The sequence below is a fragment of the Aquibium carbonis genome (assembly GCF_003970795.1).
Lineage (GTDB): Bacteria > Pseudomonadota > Alphaproteobacteria > Rhizobiales > Rhizobiaceae > Aquibium > Aquibium carbonis.
In genome coordinates, this window is sequence record NZ_RWKW01000015.1 from 86,657 (window position 1) to 103,365 (window position 16,709).

The following is a 16,709-nucleotide window of genomic DNA, read 5'->3' on the forward strand; positions in this document are numbered from 1 at the left end:
CGCGATGAATTGGCACGACATCGGCATGATCGACGACATTCCGGCGCGGGGCGCGCGCTGCGTGGTGACGCCGCAAGGCAAGATCGGCGTGTTTCGCACGGCGGACGACCGGGTCTACGCGATCGAGGACCATTGCCCCCATCGCGGCGGTCCGCTGAGCGAAGGCATCGTGCATGGCGCCGCCGTGACCTGCCCGCTGCACAACTGGGTGTTTTCGCTGGAGACCGGGCAGGCACTGGGGGCCGACGAGGGCACGGTGAAAACCATTCCCGTCAGGGTGGTCGACCGACGCATCGCACTCGGCCTCGATCTCGCGCTGATGGCGGCCGAGTGACCCCGATGCAGGACGGCTCGGCGACCGAGGTGCAAACGACCTGCCCCTATTGCGGGGTGGGCTGCGGCGTTCTGGCCCGCACCGCCGCAGACGGCGCAGTGACCGTGCGCGGCGACCCCGACCATCCTGCAAACCTCGGCAAGCTGTGCTCCAAGGGCGCGGCGCTGGGCGAGACGACCGGCCTCGACGGACGGCTGCTGGCGCCGCAGATCGGCGGACGGGAGACATCCTGGGAGGAGGCGCTCGACCTGGTGGCGAGCCGATTCACGCAGACCATCGCAAGATACGGCCCCAACGCGGTCGCCTTCTATGTCTCCGGACAACTGCTGACGGAAGACTATTACGTCGCCAACAAGCTGATGAAGGGCTTCATCGGCTCCGGCAACATCGACACCAATTCCCGTCTCTGCATGGCCTCGTCGGTGGCCGGCCACCGACGCGCCTTCGGCGAGGACATCGTGCCGGGCGTCTACGAGGACCTTGAGCAGGCCGACCTCGTGGTGCTGACGGGCTCGAACCTGGCCTGGTGCCATCCGATCCTGCATCAGCGGCTGCTTCAGGCGCGCGCCGCACGCGGCACGAAGATCGTGGTGATCGATCCGCGCCGAACGGCGACGGCCGACGTTTGCGACCTGCACCTGGCGATAGACCCCGGGACAGACGTCCTCCTCTTCAACGGCCTGCTGGCACATCTGGCAAGGGTCGGGGTGGTGGACCAGACCTATGTCTCGGCGTCCACGTCAGGCTTCGCCGAGGCTGTCGCCAGTGCCAGCGCGGACGCGCCGTCGCCCGAAGTGGTCGCGGCGGGATGCGGCATCGCGGCCGAGGACGTGCGCGCGTTCTACGAGATGTTCGCGGCCACCGAGCGCAGCGTCACGGTGTACAGCCAGGGCGTCAACCAATCGGCGCACGGCACCGACAAGGTCAACGCCATCGTCAACTGCCATCTGGCGACGGGCCGGATCGGCCGCCCCGGCACTGGCCCCTTCTCGGTGACGGGCCAACCGAACGCCATGGGCGGGCGCGAGGTGGGGGGCCTCGCCAACCAGCTGGCCGCGCATATGGGTTTCGACGCCCCCGACGACATCGACCGGGTCGCGCGGTTCTGGAACGCGCCTTCCATCGCGCGGCAGGCGGGCCTGAAGGCGGTCGACCTGTTCGAGGCGGTCGGCGACGGGCGGGTCAAGGCGCTCTGGATCATGGGCACCAACCCCGCCGTTTCGATGCCCGATGCCGGCCGCGTCCGTTCGGCGCTCAAGGCCTGCGACTTCCTCGTCGTTTCCGACGTCACCCAAACCGACACGACGCGCCATGCAGACGTGCTGCTGCCGGCGGCCGGTTGGGGCGAGAAGAGGGGCACGGTCACCAATTCGGAGCGGCGCCTGTCGCGCCAACGCGCGTTCATGCCGACAGCGGGAGACGCGCGGCCCGACTGGCGCATCGTCTGCGACGTCGCCCGGCGCATGGGCTTCGGCAAGGCGTTCGACTTCGACGGTCCGGCTGCCATCTTCCGCGAGCATGCCGCCCTCTCCGCCTTCGAGAACGTCGGCGGCAGGCTGTTCGACATCGGCGCTCTGGCCGACATGACGGATACCGACTACGAGCGGCTCGTGCCCCGGCGCTGGCCGCAGCCGACGCACGGCACGCCGGCCGGGCGCCTTCTGGCCGATGGCCGGTTCCCGACGCCCGATGGGCGCGCGCGCCTCGTTGCGGTGCGCCAGGAGGGTCCGGCGCTCGCCGTCGGCGCGACGCACCCGATCGCACTCAACACCGGCCGCGCGCGCGACCAGTGGCACACGATGACGCGCACCGGCAGGGTGCCCCGGCTGATGTCCAACGCGCCCGAACCCGTCATCGAGATCGCGCCGGTCGACGCCGATCGACAGGGACTGGCTGACGGCGACCTGGCCCACATCTCCAGCCGGCATGGGTTCGCGCGCGCCCGTGTGCGCGTTTCCACCGGCCAGAAGCCGGGAAGCGCCTTCCTGCCGATGCACTGGAGCGGCCAGTTCGCCGCCCATGCGGGGGCAGGCCCGCTTTCCTCGCCGCTGACAGATCCGTTTTCCGGACAGCCGGAACTGAAGCACGTGCCCGTAAGGATCCACCGCGAGGCGGTGGCCTGGACCGGGGTGCTGGTGACTCGCCGCGGTATTCGACCGACCGGCTTCGTCCACTGGAGCCGGCAGCCGGTCGACGGCGGCTGGGTCTATGCACTGTGCGGCACCGAGACGCCGGACCAGGGCATCCTCCTGTCGCGGCAGCTTCTCGAAGACTCGAGGCGCGAGGCGCTGGTGGAATACACCGACCGGCGCGGGCTGACCTATCGCGCCGCCGCGCTGGATGGGGCCGGCGCGCTCGCGGAGGCCCTGCTCGTCGCGCCGCCCGGCCAGCTGCCGCCGAGCGACTGGCTCGTCTCGCTGCTCGGCTCGCTCGAGCCCCTGCGCCCGGCGGAGCGCATGGCGCTCCTGTCGGGACGCTCGCCGGTGCCCATGCCCGTGATCGGGCGCATCGTGTGCTCCTGCTTCAATGTCGGCGTCAACCAGATCGCAGCGTCGGTCGCGAGCGGCTGCCGGAGCCTCGAGACGGTCGGCGCAGGCACGCGCGCGGGCACCAATTGCGGCTCGTGCCGCTCCGAAATCAGGAGGATCATCGATGAAGCTCGTCTCCAGGCAGCGGAATGACGCCTCCCGCATCGCGTCGCTGAGCGTTCTCCCGGTCTTTCTCGACCTTGCGCAGAAGCGTGCCGTGGTGGCCGGCGGCAGCGCGGCAGCGGCCTGGAAGGCCGAGCTTCTGTGCGCGACCGGCGCGCGGGTCCATGTCCTTGCCGGCACCGACGCGGTGAGCGAGGAGATGGCCGCCCTCGCGGCCCGCGGGGAGGCCGTGACGATCGAGACGCGCGGGTGGCAGGCGAGCGATCTCGCCTGCGCCGCCATCGCCATCGCGGATGCGGAAACGGACGAGGAAGCCATCGCCTTCGCGGCAGCCGCGCGAGCGGCCGGCGTGCCCTGCAACGTCATCGACCGGCCCGAGCATTGCCAGTTCCAGTTCGGCACCATCGTCAATCGGTCGCCGGTGGTGGTGGGCATCTCGACCTCCGGGGCGGCCCCCATTCTCGGACAGGCGATCCGCCGCCGCATCGAGACGCTGCTACCGCCAACGCTGGCCGAGTGGGCGGCGCTGGGCCAACAGCTACGCGACCGCGTCGCCCAGAGATGGCAACCGGGTCCCGCCCGGCGGGCGTTCTGGGAGCGCTTCGTCGACCGCGCCTTCGGCCCGGCCCCTCAAGCAGATGCGGCGGACGACCTGTTCGACGGCGACGGCGACGGCACAGCCCGGGGGCATGTCACCTTCGTGGGAGCCGGGCCCGGCGACGGCGAACTGCTGACGCTGAAGGCCGTACGTGCGCTGCAGGCCGCCGACGTCATCCTGTTCGACGACCTGGTGTCAGACGCGGTGCTCGAACTCGCTCGGCGCGAGGCCCGACGCATCCTGGTGGGCAAGCGCGCCGGCCGGCCGGGCTGCCAGCAGCACGAGATCAACGACATGATGATAGCGTTGGCGAAGGCGGGGCGACGCGTGGTGCGGTTGAAATCCGGCGATCCGATGATCTTCGGCCGGGCCGGCGAGGAGATCGCCGCGCTCGAGGCGGAAGGCATCGGCCATGACGTCGTGCCCGGCATCACGGCCGGCCTTGCGATGGCGGCACGGCTCGGCGTCTCCCTCACGCACCGCGACTGCGCGAAGTCGGTCCGGTTCGTCACCGGGCATTCCAAGGCTGGTGGCCTGCCGCGCGACGTGGACTGGGACGCCATCGCCGACCCTTCCACGACGACGATCTTCTACATGGGCGGCCGCATGGCCGGTCCGATCGCTTCCGCGCTGATCGCGCATGGTATGGCAGCCGACACGCCGGTGGTCGTCGGGGTCGACATCGGCCGCGCCAGCGAGGCGATCCACCCGACAACCCTCGCCGGCCTTCCCGCCTTCGCCGCGCCGGCAAGCTCCGGGCAGGCGGTTCTGATCGGCATCGGCACCGTGTTCGCGGCCAGATCCGGCGCGGCGCTCGCACGGCGACGGATCGTCCGAAGCGAAGCACGGATCGCTGCGCCCCGTCTCGTGGCGAGTGGCGCCGGCTGACGCCTGAGGGAAAAAGCCCCCTCCGAAGAGGTCTGTCTTCGCCCGCCGGCGTTGACCGCATGGGATCATCGGCATACCGAACACGAGGAGAGCCGGCGATGCCGGCCCGCCGACCGTCCGACGCCCCGACAACGATCCTGTCGCTGACCTGAAAGACCTATGATGCCACAACGCCTGTTTGATTCTCCCGACTATCCGACCGTGCCGACCACCGACGGCGCGCTCTATCCGGTGCACCGCATCTTCTGCGTGGGTCGCAACTATGCCGAACATGCCAAGGAGATGGGCGTGGAGGTGGACCGCGAGGCGCCGTTTTACTTCATGAAGGACGCGCAGGAGATCGTTCTCACGGGCGCGACCATTCCCTACCCGCCTGGCACGGAGAACTTTCACTACGAGATGGAGCTGGTGATGGCGATCGGAAAGCCGGTCTTCCAGGCTTCGAACGAGGATGCCGCCGCCGCGATCTGGGGCTATGGCTGCGGGCTCGACATGACCCGCCGCGACCTGCAACTCGCCGCGCGTGCCAAGCAGCGTCCATGGGACCTGGGCAAGAATTTCGAGCAGTCGGCCGTGATGGCGGCGCTGACGCCCGCCGCCATGTTCGGCGCGGTCGGGCCGCAGCGAATCGCACTTTCCGTCAATGGCGAAACGAAGCAGGACGCCCATCTGGCGGATCTGGTCTGGTCGCCGACCGAGATCGTCGCGCACCTGTCGCGCTACTACCACCTCGCGCCGGGCGACCTGATCTATACCGGAACGCCGGCCGGCGTCGGACCGGTGGTGGCCGGCGACGTCATCCACGGGGAAATCGACGGGCTGACACCGGTCGAGCTCGTCATCGGAGCGGCGCGATGAAGTATTATGGCTATTTTCGCTCCTCGGCGGCCTACCGGCTGCGGATCGCCTTCGGGCTGAAGGGGCTCGCACCGGATTTCATTCCCGTTCACCTTACCCGTGACGGCGGCCAGCAGAAGGCGGCGGCCTATCGCGACGTGAACCCCCAGGCGCTGGTTCCGGCGCTGATCACCGACGACGGCGACGTCCTGACCCAGTCCCCGGCGATCCTCGAGTGGCTGGACGAAACGCATCCCGAACCGCCGCTGCTGCCGGCGGATCCGATCGACCGGGCCCATGTCCGCGCCCTCGCCCAGGTCATCTGCTGCGACATCCATCCGCTCCAGAACCTGCGCGTGCTGCAATATCTGCGCAAGGAGTATGCGCAGGATCAGGCCGGCGTCGAAGCCTGGTGCCGGATCTGGCTCGGCGAGGGGCTCTCGGCCTGCGAGGCGCTGGTGGCACGCGGCGGAACGCACCGCTTCTGCTTCGGCGACACGCCCGGATTGGCGGATGTCTGCCTCGTGCCGCAGCTGTTTTCGGCCGACCGTTTCGGCGTCGACCTCAGCGCCATGCCCCGCCTGCGCGCCATCCGCGCCGAATGCGAGACGCTGCCGGCCTTTGCGGCGGCGCACCCATCGCGGCAGCCCGACACGGAGGCCTGAGCCGCAGATGACCGCGCGAACGGTCACGCGGCGAAGTAGCCGGGCCAATCCTGGCTGAGCTGGCTGGCAATGGCGATCGACTGCGAGAGGTGGAAGGCCATGGCCTCGTCTGCCCGCTCCGGGTCGCCGGCTTCCAGCGCATCGACGATGCACCCGTGCTCGGCAACGATCCGCTCGACCTTGTCGCCCATGGGCAGATGCAGCGCGCGGAGCCGGTCGACGTGGACGCTTTCGCGACGCACGACCGCGAAGGTGCGCATGTAGCCTGCGGCGCTGAACAGCGTTTCGTGGAAGGTCTGGTCGAGGCTCGAGAAGACGTCCAGCTCGCCGGAACCGGAGATCTGTTCCTGCAGCGCAACGATGCGCCTGAGCTTGCGAATCAGAGGTGGCTGCGGGTCGCTGGCGAGTTCGCGGGCGATGTTGCGTTCCACCGCGCTGCGGAGGAAATGCGCCTCGCGCGCCAGCGACAGGTCGATGCGGCTGACGATGGTGCGCGACTGCGGATAGATCTCGACCAGGCCTTCCTCGCGCAAACGCAGCAGCGCATCGCGTATGGGTGTGGAACTCACCCCGTAATGGGCCTGCAGGGCGGACCGCGACAGCTGTGCGCCCGGCGGAAGCTCAAGAGCGAGGATGCGCCGCCGCAGACTGCCGTAGGGTTCGTCCAGATTTTCGTCGCGCGCGTCGGTGGGGATCGCCATGATGCATCTGTATCAGGCGCGTGAAGGACGAGGCAACGTCACGCGCGGCCCAGCCAATCTGAACCGAATGCGCTCCATTTCGCCGGCCACCAGGGCAGCCGTGCCGGGCCGAGCCCTGCCTGGTCGTCGTGTCCCTTCACTCTGCCGCCCCTCGATCATGGCTTGATGTCGATACGCAAATATATTAGTGCGACAGTCATGTCTGTCGGGACTGGTCCTGTTCGACACCCGTGAGGTAGCCCGATGACGCCCCGGCCACGAAAGACCCCCGAAACCCTCCGCTCGGCGCGGTGGTTCGCGCCCGACGACCTGCGCAGTTTCGGCCATCGCTCGCGCATGATGCAGCTCGGCTATGCGCCCGAGGAGTTCATGGGACGACCGGTGATCGGCATTCTCAACACCTGGTCCGAGCTCAACACCTGCCATTCGCATTTTCGCGAGCGCGCCAAGGACGTGCGCCGCGGGGTGCAGATGGCGGGCGGCTTCGCCGTGGAATTGCCGTCGCTGTCGGTCGACGAAAGCTTCACCAAACCGACCTCGATGCTCTACCGCAACATGCTGGCGATGGAGACGGAGGAGATGATCCGGTCGCACCCGCTCGACGGCGTGGTGCTGATGGGCGGCTGCGACAAGACCACGCCGGGGCTGGTGATGGGCGCGCTGACCGCCGGCGTGCCGATGATCTACCTGCCGGCCGGGCCGATGCTGCGCGGAAACTATGCGGGCCAGCACCTGGGTTCGGGTTCCGATGCCTGGAAATACTGGGACGAGCGCCGCGCCGGCACCATCACCGATGCCGAATGGACCGGCCTGCAGGGCGGCATCGCACGGTCGGCCGGCGTATGCATGACCATGGGCACCGCCAGCACCATGACCGCGATCGCCGATGCGATGGGGATCAGCCTGCCCGGCGCGTCGTCGATCCCCGCCGTGGATTCCGGCCATCAGCGCATGGCGTCGGAATGCGGGCGGCGCATCGTCGACATGGTGTGGGAGGATCTGACGCCCGACCTGATCGTGACGGCGGCGGCGATGCGCAACGCGGCCATCGTCGCCATGGCGACGGGTTGCTCGACCAATGCGGTGGTGCACCTGATTGCGATGGCGCGACGGGCGGGCGTCGACCTGACGCTCGACGATCTCGACGAACTGGGCCGCGTCACGCCGCTGATCGCCAACGTCCGCCCCTCGGGTAAGGACTACCTGATGGAGGACTTCCACTATGCCGGCGGCCTGCGCGCACTGATGGCACAGATCCGGGACCGGCTGGCGCTCGACGTGATGACGGTGACCGGAAGAACTCTCGGCGAGAACCTGGAGGGCGCCCGCGTCTTCAACGACGACGTCATCCGCCCGCTCTCCAATCCGGTCTACCACGAAGGCTCGCTGGCCGTGCTGCGCGGCAATCTCTGTCCGTCGGGAGCCGTCATCAAGCCTGCCGCCTGCGAGGCCCGGTTCCACGTGCACGAAGGCCCGGCGCTGGTCTTCGACAGCTACCCCGAAATGAAGACGGCGATCGACGACGAGAGCCTCGACGTCACACCAGACCATGTGCTGGTGCTGCGCAATGCCGGCCCGCTCGGCGGCCCGGGTTTTCCCGAATGGGGCATGCTTCCCATTCCCAAGTCGCTGATCCGGCAGGGGCATCGAGACATGCTGAGGATTTCGGACGCGCGCATGTCGGGCACCTCGTACGGCGCCTGCGTGCTGCACGTCGCGCCGGAGGCTTATGTCGGCGGACCGCTGGCGCTGTTGCGAACGGGCGACATCATCCGGCTGGACCTGCCGGCACGTCGGCTGGACATGCTGGTGGACGCGCACGAACTCGCGCGGCGACGCGCGGCCTGGACCGCGCCGAAGCCTCGTTTCGAGCGCGGCTGGGGCTGGATGTTCTCCAAGCACGTGACGCAGGCCGACAAGGGCTGCGATTTCGATTTCCTGGAGCGCGATTTCGGCCGCACCGCCGGCGAACCCGACATTCATTGAGGCGCCGGCTGGTGACGACCGTCTTTCCCGGCCCCGCACCACTGCGGCGATCCCCACCGAACCGCATTTCCTTTGCTCACCGTCCTGACCCGAGGCTTCCATGACCCGTTATGTCCTGTCCGACGAGACCCGCGCCCGGCTGTCGAAGGTATCGACCGCGTCGGTTGCCACCGCGCTGTTCAAGCGCGGCCTGCGGAACCAGTTTATCCAGGGCGTAGCCCCGGTGTCGCGCAAGCCCTTCAACATGGTGGGGCAGGCCTTTACCCTTCGCTATATTCCGGCACGGGAAGATCGAAACCCGCTCACCGTGTTCCGCGATGCCGACCATCCGCAGCGCGTCGCGATCGAGACCTGCCCGCCCGGCCAGGTTCTGGTGATGGATGCGCGCAAGGACACGCGCGCGGCGACAGCCGGTTCCATCCTGATTACCCGGCTGGCGCTGCGCGGAGCGGCAGGCGTGGTTTCGGACGGCGGATTCCGGGACGTTGCCGGCATCGGCGCGCTCGACATGCCGGCCTATTGCGCCCGCGCATCCGCCCCGACCAACCTGACGCTGCACGAGGCGCTGGACATCGACGTTCCGATCGCCTGCGGCGACGTGGCGGTGTTTCCCGGCGACGTGCTGGTGGGCGATGGCGACGGCGTGATGGTGATACCGGCCCATCTCGCCGACGAAATCGCGGTGGAATGCACCGAGATGGAGACCTTCGAGGACTTCGTGCTGGAGGAGGTCTGCGCCGGCGCGGTAGTGATCGGGCTTTATCCGCCCACGCTGGAGGAAAACCAGAGAAAATTCGCCGAATGGCGGGCAAAGGCGGGCCGCTGAAGAGCGGGGGCCGCAACGATGGTCAGTGCTTGTCCTGGCGCAGGTAGATGCGGCCGAGGAAGGACGGCTCGCCCGAGGCGCGGCCGGCCATCGAACTCGCGACCAGAACGAGGAGCGTCAGCAGATAGGGCAGCATCATCGCCAGATAGACCGGGATGTCGGCGCCGATCGCCTGAAGGCGCGGAACGAGCGCATCGGCGCTGCCGAAGACGATCGCACCCGCCAATGCGCGCGCCGGGTTCCAGCGCGCGAAGATGACGAGCGCCACGGCGACCCAGCCGCGCGCCGCGATCATGCCCTCGACCCAGACATGGCTGGTGGCGACACAGAGATAGGCGCCGGCGAGCCCGCAGAGCAGGCCCGACACGAGCACCGCCCCGAACTGCGCGACCTGGACGTCGATGCCGGCGACATCGGCGGCGGCCGGGTTTTCGCCCACCGCGCGCAGCCGCAGGCCGCTGCCGCTCCTCATCAGCCACCACCACAGGAGCACGACGAGAAACGGCATGGCGAGCGTGACCGGATCCTGGACCGCGACGATGCGGCCGAGCGCCGAGCTTCGGTCGATGCCGAACATCTCGCCGAAACTCGCGATGCCGGGAAAGGTCTTCTGCATGTAGGGCCGGCCGATCACGCCGGTGAGACCGAGACCGACCGCAACGACGGCGAGGCCCGACAGCGTGTGGTCGGCGCGCATCACCACCGTTGCGATGCCGAACAGGAAGGCCAGCGCGATGCCCGCGGCGGCGCCAGCCGCGAGCGCCGCCCAGGGATCGGCGCCGGACAGGACGGCGATCGCTCCGGTCATGGCGCCGACCGCCATCAGGCCCTCGGCGCCGAGATTGAGGATGCCCGCCCGTTCGCAGACGATGAGGCCGAGGCTCGCGAGCAGCAGCGGCGTCGCATAGCTCGGGACGATGGCGATCCAGCCGACCAGGAAATCCATACCGTTCCTCCTCAGCCCGGCCGGCTCAGCGAATAGGTGCTGAAGAACTGCGCCATCAGGATCGAGATCAGCACCGTTCCCTGCACCAGCACGATCATTCCTTCGGAGATGCCGTAGAACACCTTGAGCACGCTGCCGGCGGTGAAGACGGCGCCGAGCATCACCGCCACGACGACGACCCAGAGCGGTCTTGCCCGGGCGAGGTAGGCGATGACGATGGCGCTGAAGAGATAGCCGCTGCCCACCGACTGGTTCAGCCGGTGCTCGGTGCCGGCGACGATCGTCATGCCGGCGAGCCCCGACAGCGCGCCGGACAAGAGCACGAGGCCGACGATCGTGCCGGTCACGGGCAAGCCGTTCGCCCGCGCGGCCCTGGCGTTGAGGCCGACCGCATCGGCATAGAAGCCGATGCGCGTGTGTTCGAGCGCGAACCAGACAAGGGCAGCGACGACGAGCACCGCATACAGACCGGCATGCAGCTGGCCCCAGCCGAGCGCACCGAACCGCGCCGCCTGGGCAAAGGCCGCCGTCACCGGGAAGCCGGTCGCCGGATCGCGCCAGGCGCCGAAGAGAAGGTGCTGCACGAGCAGGAACGCGACGCTGCCGAGAAGCAGCGTCGAGATCACCTCGCTGACGCCGAACCGAAGCTTGAGGACCAGCGGCACGGCGATCCACGCGGCCCCCATGGCAGCCGACAGCAGCAGCATCGAGGGAAGGCGCAGCCCATCCGGACCGCCGCCGGCTATCCCGAGCCACGTGGCAGCGACGGCGCCGAGCCAGAGCTGGCCCTCGACGCCGATGTTCCAGAACCGCACCCGCATGGCCACCGCCGAGGCGAGACCGACGAGCACCAGCGGCAGGGCGGCCGTCACCGTCTGGGCGAGGCCGTCGGAAGTGAGGAAGGTGGCGATCAGGAACTCGTCGACCAGCGCGTCGGCGGGCACGCCTGCCTGTACGAGAAGGGCGGCGGACACAGCGAGGCCGAAAGCCAGACCGCCGGCATAGCAAAACCCCGACAGGACGAGGCCCGGCGCCTGGCGCCGCACGAGAAACGCCGCATCAAGCATGGCCGGCCAGCAACGCTCCGATCCATTCGGGGGTGACTTCATCGATGCCGCGGCAGCCGGCGATCGCGCCCCGATTCATGACGGCGACGCGATGCGACAGCGACAACACCTCCTGCAGATCCTCGGAGATGAGAAGGCAAGCCGCGCCGCCCTCCACTGCCCGGCGGATGGCGGAGCGGACGAACTGCGTCGCCTTCATGTCGAGCCCGCGGGACGGCGAGTGGGCGACGAGAACGGTCATGCCGGTGTCGAGTTCACGCGCCAGCAGCACCTTCTGCGCGTTGCCGCCGGACAGGAGCCCGGTCTGGCGCGCGGGCGTGGCGCCGCGAATGTCGAAGGCGTCGATCGCCGTCGCGGCGGCCTTGCGCATGCGGGCCCGATCGAGGAACAGCGGCCCGCCGAAGGCGCCCTCGGAGACGGTGCTCAGCGCGAGATTGCCGGCGATGGCGAATTCGCGGATCAGGCCGCTGTCGAAGCGGTCGGAAGGAATGACGCGCAGCCCCGCCCGCCGCCGCTCGCGCGGCGAAGCGGCGGACACGTCGCGCCCAGCGAGCAGCATCGTGCCCTGCTGCGGGCGGGAGAGGCTGATCAGGCAGGACACCAGCTCTTCCTGGCCGTTGCCGCCGACACCGGCGATGCCGAGCACCTCGCCAGCGCGCAGATCGAAGCCGATCGAGGCCAGCCCCTGCGCATGCGGGCCGGCTGACAGCGTCAGGTCCGAAACGGAGAGGCGGACGTCGCCGGGCGTCGAGGCCGGTCGGCCACCGGTCGTCAGCGTCTCGCCGACCATCAGCCGCGCGACTTCGCCTTCGTCGAGCTCGGCGACCGCGGCGCCGGCAAGCACGGTCCGGCCGTGGCGCATGATGGTGACGCGGTCGCAGAAGCCGGCGACCTCGCGGAACTTGTGGGTGATGAGCACGACCGCGTGGCCCTGCCCCGCCAGCCGCCGCACGAAAGAGAGCAGCGCCTTTGCCTCCTCCTCGGTGAGGACTGCCGTCGGCTCGTCGAGCACGAGGATGCGCGCGCCGAGCAGCAGCACCCGCACGATCTCGGCGCGCTGGCGCTCCGCCGTCGACAGGTCGGCGACGATACGGGCGGGGTCGACCGGCAGCCCGATCTCCTTCGCCTTCGCGGCAATGGCGGCGCTGGCCTGCGCGACCGTGCGCACTGCGCCACGGCGGCCGAGGCTCAGGAGGACGTTCTCGGCCACCGTGAAGCTGTCCACGAGGCGGAAATGCTGGTGCACCATGCCCAGACCGGCGGCCGTCGCCTCCATCGGGCTGCGAGGGCTGATTGGTTCGCCGTCGATGGTCTGGACGCCTTCGTCGGCGGCATAAACGCCGGCTGCGACGTTCATCAAGGTCGACTTGCCCGCCCCATTCTCGCCGACGATCGCGTGCACCTCGCCCCAGGCGAGGGCGAAGCTGGCATCGGAGAGGGCCGGCCTTCCGTCGAAGGACTTGCCGACGCCGCTGAGATCGAGCGCAAGCGGCACGCCGGGAGACGTGGCCTCCCGGCCCCCGGGCGCGCCGGCCGGGCGCATCATTGCGCGGCGGGCATGGTGCCGGTGATGCCCTCGACGAAGTAGTTCATCGACCAGAGGGCGCCGTCGTCCAGCTTGCCGCCGGCCTCGACCGCAGTCGTGCCGTCCTGCCTGTTCAGCGGGCCCTGGAAGGGATCGAGCGTGCCGGCGACGATCGCCTGCCTGGCCGCCTCGACCTTCGCCTTGGCCTCGTCGGACACGCCGGGGCCGAATGGCGCGAGTTCGACCACGCCGGCATCCATGCCGTCGAAGGCGCCGTAAGCCTCGGGCTGCCAGGTGCCTTCGATGATCTCCCTGATCGTCGGCACCAGGTATTTTTCCCAGCGGAAGACGACGGACGTCTGGATGGTCTTCGGTGCCGCATGCGACATGTCGAGCTGGAAACCGAAGGACGGAACGCCAGCCTTTTCGGCGACGTCGAGCGCCGACGTCGCCGACAGGTTGGTAGCGAGCACGTCGGCGTTCTGGTCGAGGATCGCCTGCGCGACCTGGCCTTCCTTCACCGGGTCCCACCAGGAGTTGGTGAAGATGGCCACGGTCTCGATTTCAGGATCGACGGAGCGCGCGCCGAGCGCGAAGCTGTTGACGTCCCAGTTGACGACGCTGACCGGGAAACCGGCGAGGATGCCGATCTTCTTGGTCTTCGTCGCCTGGCCGGCGGCGATGCCCGCGAGGTACCAGCCCTGGTAGGTGCGGGCGTAGAAGCTTTCCATGTTGGGGCCGTTTTCCGTGCCCGAGGCGCTGAGGAAGGCGACGTTGGGATAGGCCTTGGCGGCCTCGGCCATCGGCACGCTGTAGCCATAGGTGGTGCCGACGATGATGTTGAAGCCGCGCTTGACGTAGAGATCGATGGCGGCGCGCAGCTTGGTCGCTTCCTCGGGGATGTTCTCCGTGACGGCGACGGGAACCTTCAACTGTTCCTCCACGGCCTTGCGGCCGGCTTCCAGCGCCTCATTCCAGCCGCCGTCCTGGGCGGCACTTCCATAGATGAAGGCGACCTTGGGCGGACCGTCGAGCGTGAAGGCGAAGGCGGCGGTGGAGGCGAAAAGCGTTGCGGCGAGCGCAACGAGACCGGTCAGCCCGGCATGTCCAGATCCGATTTTCGTCATGTCGTGTTCCCCTGTTCTGTCGCGTTACGCCGCCCCTCATGCCGGCACGGGACGCTTGCGCCATGGCGAAACGTGTCGGCCGAACATCGAAACCGGCTGTTCTTGCAAGAGTGGATTGGCCCCTTGTGCAGTGCATCAAAGCCGATTACCGTCGTCCATGCAACGAAAATAATCATGCCTCTTTTTAGGGCATTTTGTACAGAATCATGGACGATCACCGGTGAATACCGAAGCACTGGCCTCTTTCGTCAAGGTTGCGGAGATGCGGTCGCTCTCGGCCGCGGCAAAGCTTTACGGGCTGCCGAAATCGACGCTGAGCCTGCACGTCAAGCAGCTTGGCGCGGATCTGGACGTGGAGTTGTTCGAGCGCTCGGGACGCAACATGCTGTTGACCGAGGCGGGGCGGACGCTGCTGGCGCATGCACGACAGATTCTGGGCAGCTGCGACGCGGCGCGGGCGGCGCTGACCGAACTGAGCGACGACGTGGCCGGCACGCTGCGCATCGGCGCCACGGGCGAGTTCGGCACCGCCTTCTATGCGCAGATGATGATCGCGTTCCGGCGGCTCTATCCGAAGGTGGAGATCGAGCTGACCTTCTTCTCGCCGCACGTGCTCTACGCTTCGGAAAGCTTCGACCAGCTCGACGCCGTGGTGTCCTGGGACGAGGGCGCGACGGAGGGCGAGACGCTGTGGACCGCCCGCTTCGCGCTGTTTGCCAGCCGCACCTATCTCGACCGGGCCGGCACGCCACGCACGCCCGCCGACCTCGCCGACCACCAGGGCATCGTGTACCGCACACCGGCGGGACTTCAGCACTGGCGGCTGCAAAAGGGTACGGCACAGGAGAGCATCCTGCCGCGGTCGAGCCTCATCGCCAACGAGTACTGGACGGTGAAGTACTTTGCCGCGGCCGGCGAAGGCATCGCCTACCTGCCGCGCTTCTTCACCGACATCGAATGCGAGCGGGGCCACCTCGTGCCGCTGCTCGCCGACTGGGAATCGGCGGAAAAGCGGGTGAGCATTCGGCTGACGCGACCGCATGCGGCCTCGCGCAAGATGGCGGCCTTCATGGACACCTGCCGCCGTTATTTTTCGCCCGGCTTCGAGTTCGAGGGGCCGCGCTATTTCGTCGAGACCATTCACGACCCGCAACGACCAGAAGAGGGAACACGACCATGAAAGCAGTGGAAACGGGGAACGGCGTCCGCGTCCTCAAGGGCGGCGGGCTCGATCCGCAGCGGATCAGCTTCGACAGCATTCCGATCATCGATCTGGAGCCGATGTTCAGCGGCGATGCGGAGGCCAAGGCGAGGCTCGCCGCGGAACTGCGCAAGGCCTGTACCGAGGTCGGGTTCCTCTACATCAAGAACCACCATGTGCCGAAGGCGGTGATCGACGAGACCTTCGCCGTGGCCGAAAGCTATTTTTCGCTGCCTGACGACGTGAAGATGGCCAACCACGTGTCGAAATCGAAGAACAACCGCGGCTATGCGGCCATGCTGGAGGAAAACACCGACCCCACCGGGCGCGGCGACCTGCACCAATCCTTCGACATCGCGCTGGACGTGCCGGCGGACGATCCGGACGTGCTGGCCGGCAAGGTGCTGTACGGACCCAACCAGTGGCCGGAAGGCCAGCCGGCGTTCCGCGCCGCGCTGGAAACCTATCATCGCGAGATGCTGACGCTGAGCGGCCGGCTGCTGCACGCCTTCGCGCTGGCGCTCGGCCTCGACGAAACCTATTTCGACGGCATGGTGGACAAGCCGCTGGCGACGCTGCGGGTGCTGCACTACCCGCCGCAGTTCGGCGAGATCGACGACCGGCAGATCGGCATCGGCGCGCATTCCGATTATGAGTGCTTCACCATCCTGGCGCAGAAGGAAGGCATCTCGGCGCTGCAGGTGCTGAACGCTTCGGGCGAGTGGATCGCCGCCGACCCGATCCCGGGCTGCTTCGTCGTCAACATCGGCGACCAGATGGCGCGCTGGACAAATGACCTGTTCGCCTCGACCGTGCACCGGGCGATCAACCGTTCTGGCAAGGAGCGCTACTCGATCCCGTTCTTCTTCGGCCCGAACTACGACACTGTCGTGGAGGCGCTGCCGAGTTGCGTCGACGAGGACCATCCGGCGAAATACGAGCCGGTGACCTCGGGCGACTACGTCAACGGCCGCTTCGCCGCGACCTTCGCGCATTATGCCGAGGCGCAGAAGCGGGAGGCCGGCACGGCCTGACCAGACCAGCAGCGGCCGCCCTCAGACGAGCAGGTGCGACAACGACGGAACCGGCATGACCACGATCGGACTTCCGTCGCGCACCGCCTCATGAAGGTGGCCCACGTCCTGGTGGAGGTGGCTCGGGGAAACTGGACACCCTGGATAAGTGGAATTTCTGCCTGAGATCGGCATGATGCCGTGAACGGCAGAGACCATGAGCAGACTTCTCTGGAAGCAGTCTACGGCCGCACTAACTCTAAAATCGAAAATCATTTCAAAGTGAGCGACCCGAGACATAGGTGACGGAACGTACCGGACACATGGGTAACACTTTCCGTTTT

Annotated in this window: 14 protein-coding genes; 9 read left to right on the forward strand and 5 right to left on the reverse strand. The window is 68.1% G+C overall.

Annotated elements, in window-relative coordinates:
* Positions 1-4 precede the first annotated feature (4 nt).
* The 5 genes from nirD to maiA all read left to right on the forward strand — a co-directional run bounded on the left by nirD (position 5) and on the right by maiA (position 5,973).
* The gene (gene nirD, locus EJC49_RS04990) at positions 5-334 is read left to right on the forward strand and encodes a nitrite reductase small subunit NirD (protein ID WP_126698366.1); all 330 of its coding nucleotides are present in this window, start codon (positions 5-7) and stop codon (positions 332-334) included.
* A gap of 5 nt (positions 335-339) precedes the next feature.
* Complete coding sequence (locus EJC49_RS04995) at positions 340-3,015, forward strand: nitrate reductase (protein ID WP_126698379.1); 2,676 nt, start codon at positions 340-342, stop codon at positions 3,013-3,015.
* Positions 2,987-4,471 (forward strand): siroheme synthase CysG, encoded by a 1,485-nt coding sequence (cysG, locus tag EJC49_RS05000; RefSeq protein WP_126698367.1) that lies wholly within the window; start codon positions 2,987-2,989, stop codon positions 4,469-4,471. The genes EJC49_RS04995 and cysG overlap by 29 nt, the downstream gene beginning before the upstream one ends.
* Positions 4,472-4,630: 159 nt before the next feature.
* Entirely contained in the window at positions 4,631-5,329 is a 699-nt protein-coding gene (locus EJC49_RS05005; protein ID WP_245453267.1) for a fumarylacetoacetate hydrolase family protein, read from the forward strand.
* Positions 5,326-5,973 (forward strand): maleylacetoacetate isomerase, encoded by a 648-nt coding sequence (gene maiA, locus EJC49_RS05010; protein WP_126698368.1) that lies wholly within the window; start codon positions 5,326-5,328, stop codon positions 5,971-5,973. Before EJC49_RS05005 ends, maiA begins: the two co-directional genes overlap by 4 nt.
* Positions 5,974-5,996: 23 nt before the next feature.
* Here maiA and EJC49_RS05015 read toward each other — a convergent pair whose 3' ends face one another.
* A complete protein-coding gene (locus EJC49_RS05015) occupies positions 5,997-6,674 on the reverse strand; it encodes a GntR family transcriptional regulator (protein ID WP_126698369.1) in 678 nt (225 codons plus the stop codon).
* A gap of 243 nt (positions 6,675-6,917) precedes the next feature.
* Here EJC49_RS05015 and araD point away from each other — a divergent pair, with 243 nt between their 5' ends.
* Both araD and EJC49_RS05025 read left to right on the forward strand, forming a co-directional pair.
* Positions 6,918-8,660, forward strand: a complete 1,743-nt coding sequence (araD, locus tag EJC49_RS05020) for an L-arabinonate dehydratase (RefSeq protein WP_126698370.1) — start codon at positions 6,918-6,920, stop codon at positions 8,658-8,660.
* Between the two features lie 100 nt (positions 8,661-8,760).
* On the forward strand, positions 8,761-9,486 hold the full coding sequence (locus tag EJC49_RS05025) for a ribonuclease activity regulator RraA (protein ID WP_126698371.1): 726 nt from the start codon (positions 8,761-8,763) through the stop codon (positions 9,484-9,486).
* Positions 9,487-9,508: 22 nt separating this feature from the next.
* On the opposite strand, the gene EJC49_RS05030 is transcribed toward EJC49_RS05025, so the two are convergent.
* Genes EJC49_RS05030 through EJC49_RS05045 form a run of 4 tightly spaced genes read right to left on the reverse strand, consistent with a single transcriptional unit; the run spans position 9,509 to position 14,151 of the window.
* Positions 9,509-10,432, reverse strand: a complete 924-nt coding sequence (locus EJC49_RS05030; RefSeq protein ID WP_126698372.1) for an ABC transporter permease — start codon at positions 10,430-10,432, stop codon at positions 9,509-9,511.
* 11 nt (positions 10,433-10,443) lie between these two features.
* A complete protein-coding gene (locus tag EJC49_RS05035) occupies positions 10,444-11,499 on the reverse strand; it encodes an ABC transporter permease (protein ID WP_126698373.1) in 1,056 nt (351 codons plus the stop codon).
* The gene (locus EJC49_RS05040) at positions 11,492-12,994 is read right to left on the reverse strand and encodes an ABC transporter ATP-binding protein (RefSeq protein WP_170314615.1); all 1,503 of its coding nucleotides are present in this window, start codon (positions 12,992-12,994) and stop codon (positions 11,492-11,494) included. Before EJC49_RS05040 ends, EJC49_RS05035 begins: the two co-directional genes overlap by 8 nt.
* 47 nt (positions 12,995-13,041) lie before the next feature.
* Entirely contained in the window at positions 13,042-14,151 is a 1,110-nt protein-coding gene (locus EJC49_RS05045; protein ID WP_126698374.1) for a BMP family ABC transporter substrate-binding protein, read from the reverse strand.
* Between the two features lie 220 nt (positions 14,152-14,371).
* Between EJC49_RS05045 and EJC49_RS05050 the strand changes: the two genes are divergently transcribed.
* Positions 14,372-15,331: a LysR family transcriptional regulator gene (locus EJC49_RS05050; protein ID WP_126698375.1), complete on the forward strand. Its 960-nt coding sequence runs from the start codon at positions 14,372-14,374 to the stop codon at positions 15,329-15,331.
* Positions 15,328-16,386, forward strand: coding sequence for an isopenicillin N synthase family dioxygenase (locus tag EJC49_RS05055; RefSeq protein ID WP_126698376.1), 1,059 nt, complete (start codon positions 15,328-15,330; stop codon positions 16,384-16,386). Before EJC49_RS05050 ends, EJC49_RS05055 begins: the two co-directional genes overlap by 4 nt.
* The last annotated feature ends 323 nt before the right edge of the window (positions 16,387-16,709 follow it).

Coding starts and splice junctions, on each gene's coding strand:
- EJC49_RS05025 (WP_126698371.1), top strand. CDS start 8,761: ATGACCCGTTATGTCCTGTCCGACGAGACCCGCGCCCGGCTGTCGAAG.
- EJC49_RS05005 (WP_245453267.1), top strand. CDS start 4,631: ATGATGCCACAACGCCTGTTTGATTCTCCCGACTATCCGACCGTGCCG.
- EJC49_RS05045 (WP_126698374.1), bottom strand. CDS start 14,151: ATGACGAAAATCGGATCTGGACATGCCGGGCTGACCGGTCTCGTTGCG.
- maiA (WP_126698368.1), top strand. CDS start 5,326: ATGAAGTATTATGGCTATTTTCGCTCCTCGGCGGCCTACCGGCTGCGG.
- araD (WP_126698370.1), top strand. CDS start 6,918: ATGACGCCCCGGCCACGAAAGACCCCCGAAACCCTCCGCTCGGCGCGG.
- EJC49_RS05030 (WP_126698372.1), bottom strand. CDS start 10,432: ATGGATTTCCTGGTCGGCTGGATCGCCATCGTCCCGAGCTATGCGACG.
- EJC49_RS04995 (WP_126698379.1), top strand. CDS start 340: ATGCAGGACGGCTCGGCGACCGAGGTGCAAACGACCTGCCCCTATTGC.
- cysG (WP_126698367.1), top strand. CDS start 2,987: ATGAAGCTCGTCTCCAGGCAGCGGAATGACGCCTCCCGCATCGCGTCG.
- EJC49_RS05055 (WP_126698376.1), top strand. CDS start 15,328: ATGAAAGCAGTGGAAACGGGGAACGGCGTCCGCGTCCTCAAGGGCGGC.
- nirD (WP_126698366.1), top strand. CDS start 5: ATGAATTGGCACGACATCGGCATGATCGACGACATTCCGGCGCGGGGC.
- EJC49_RS05035 (WP_126698373.1), bottom strand. CDS start 11,499: ATGCTTGATGCGGCGTTTCTCGTGCGGCGCCAGGCGCCGGGCCTCGTC.
- EJC49_RS05015 (WP_126698369.1), bottom strand. CDS start 6,674: ATGGCGATCCCCACCGACGCGCGCGACGAAAATCTGGACGAACCCTAC.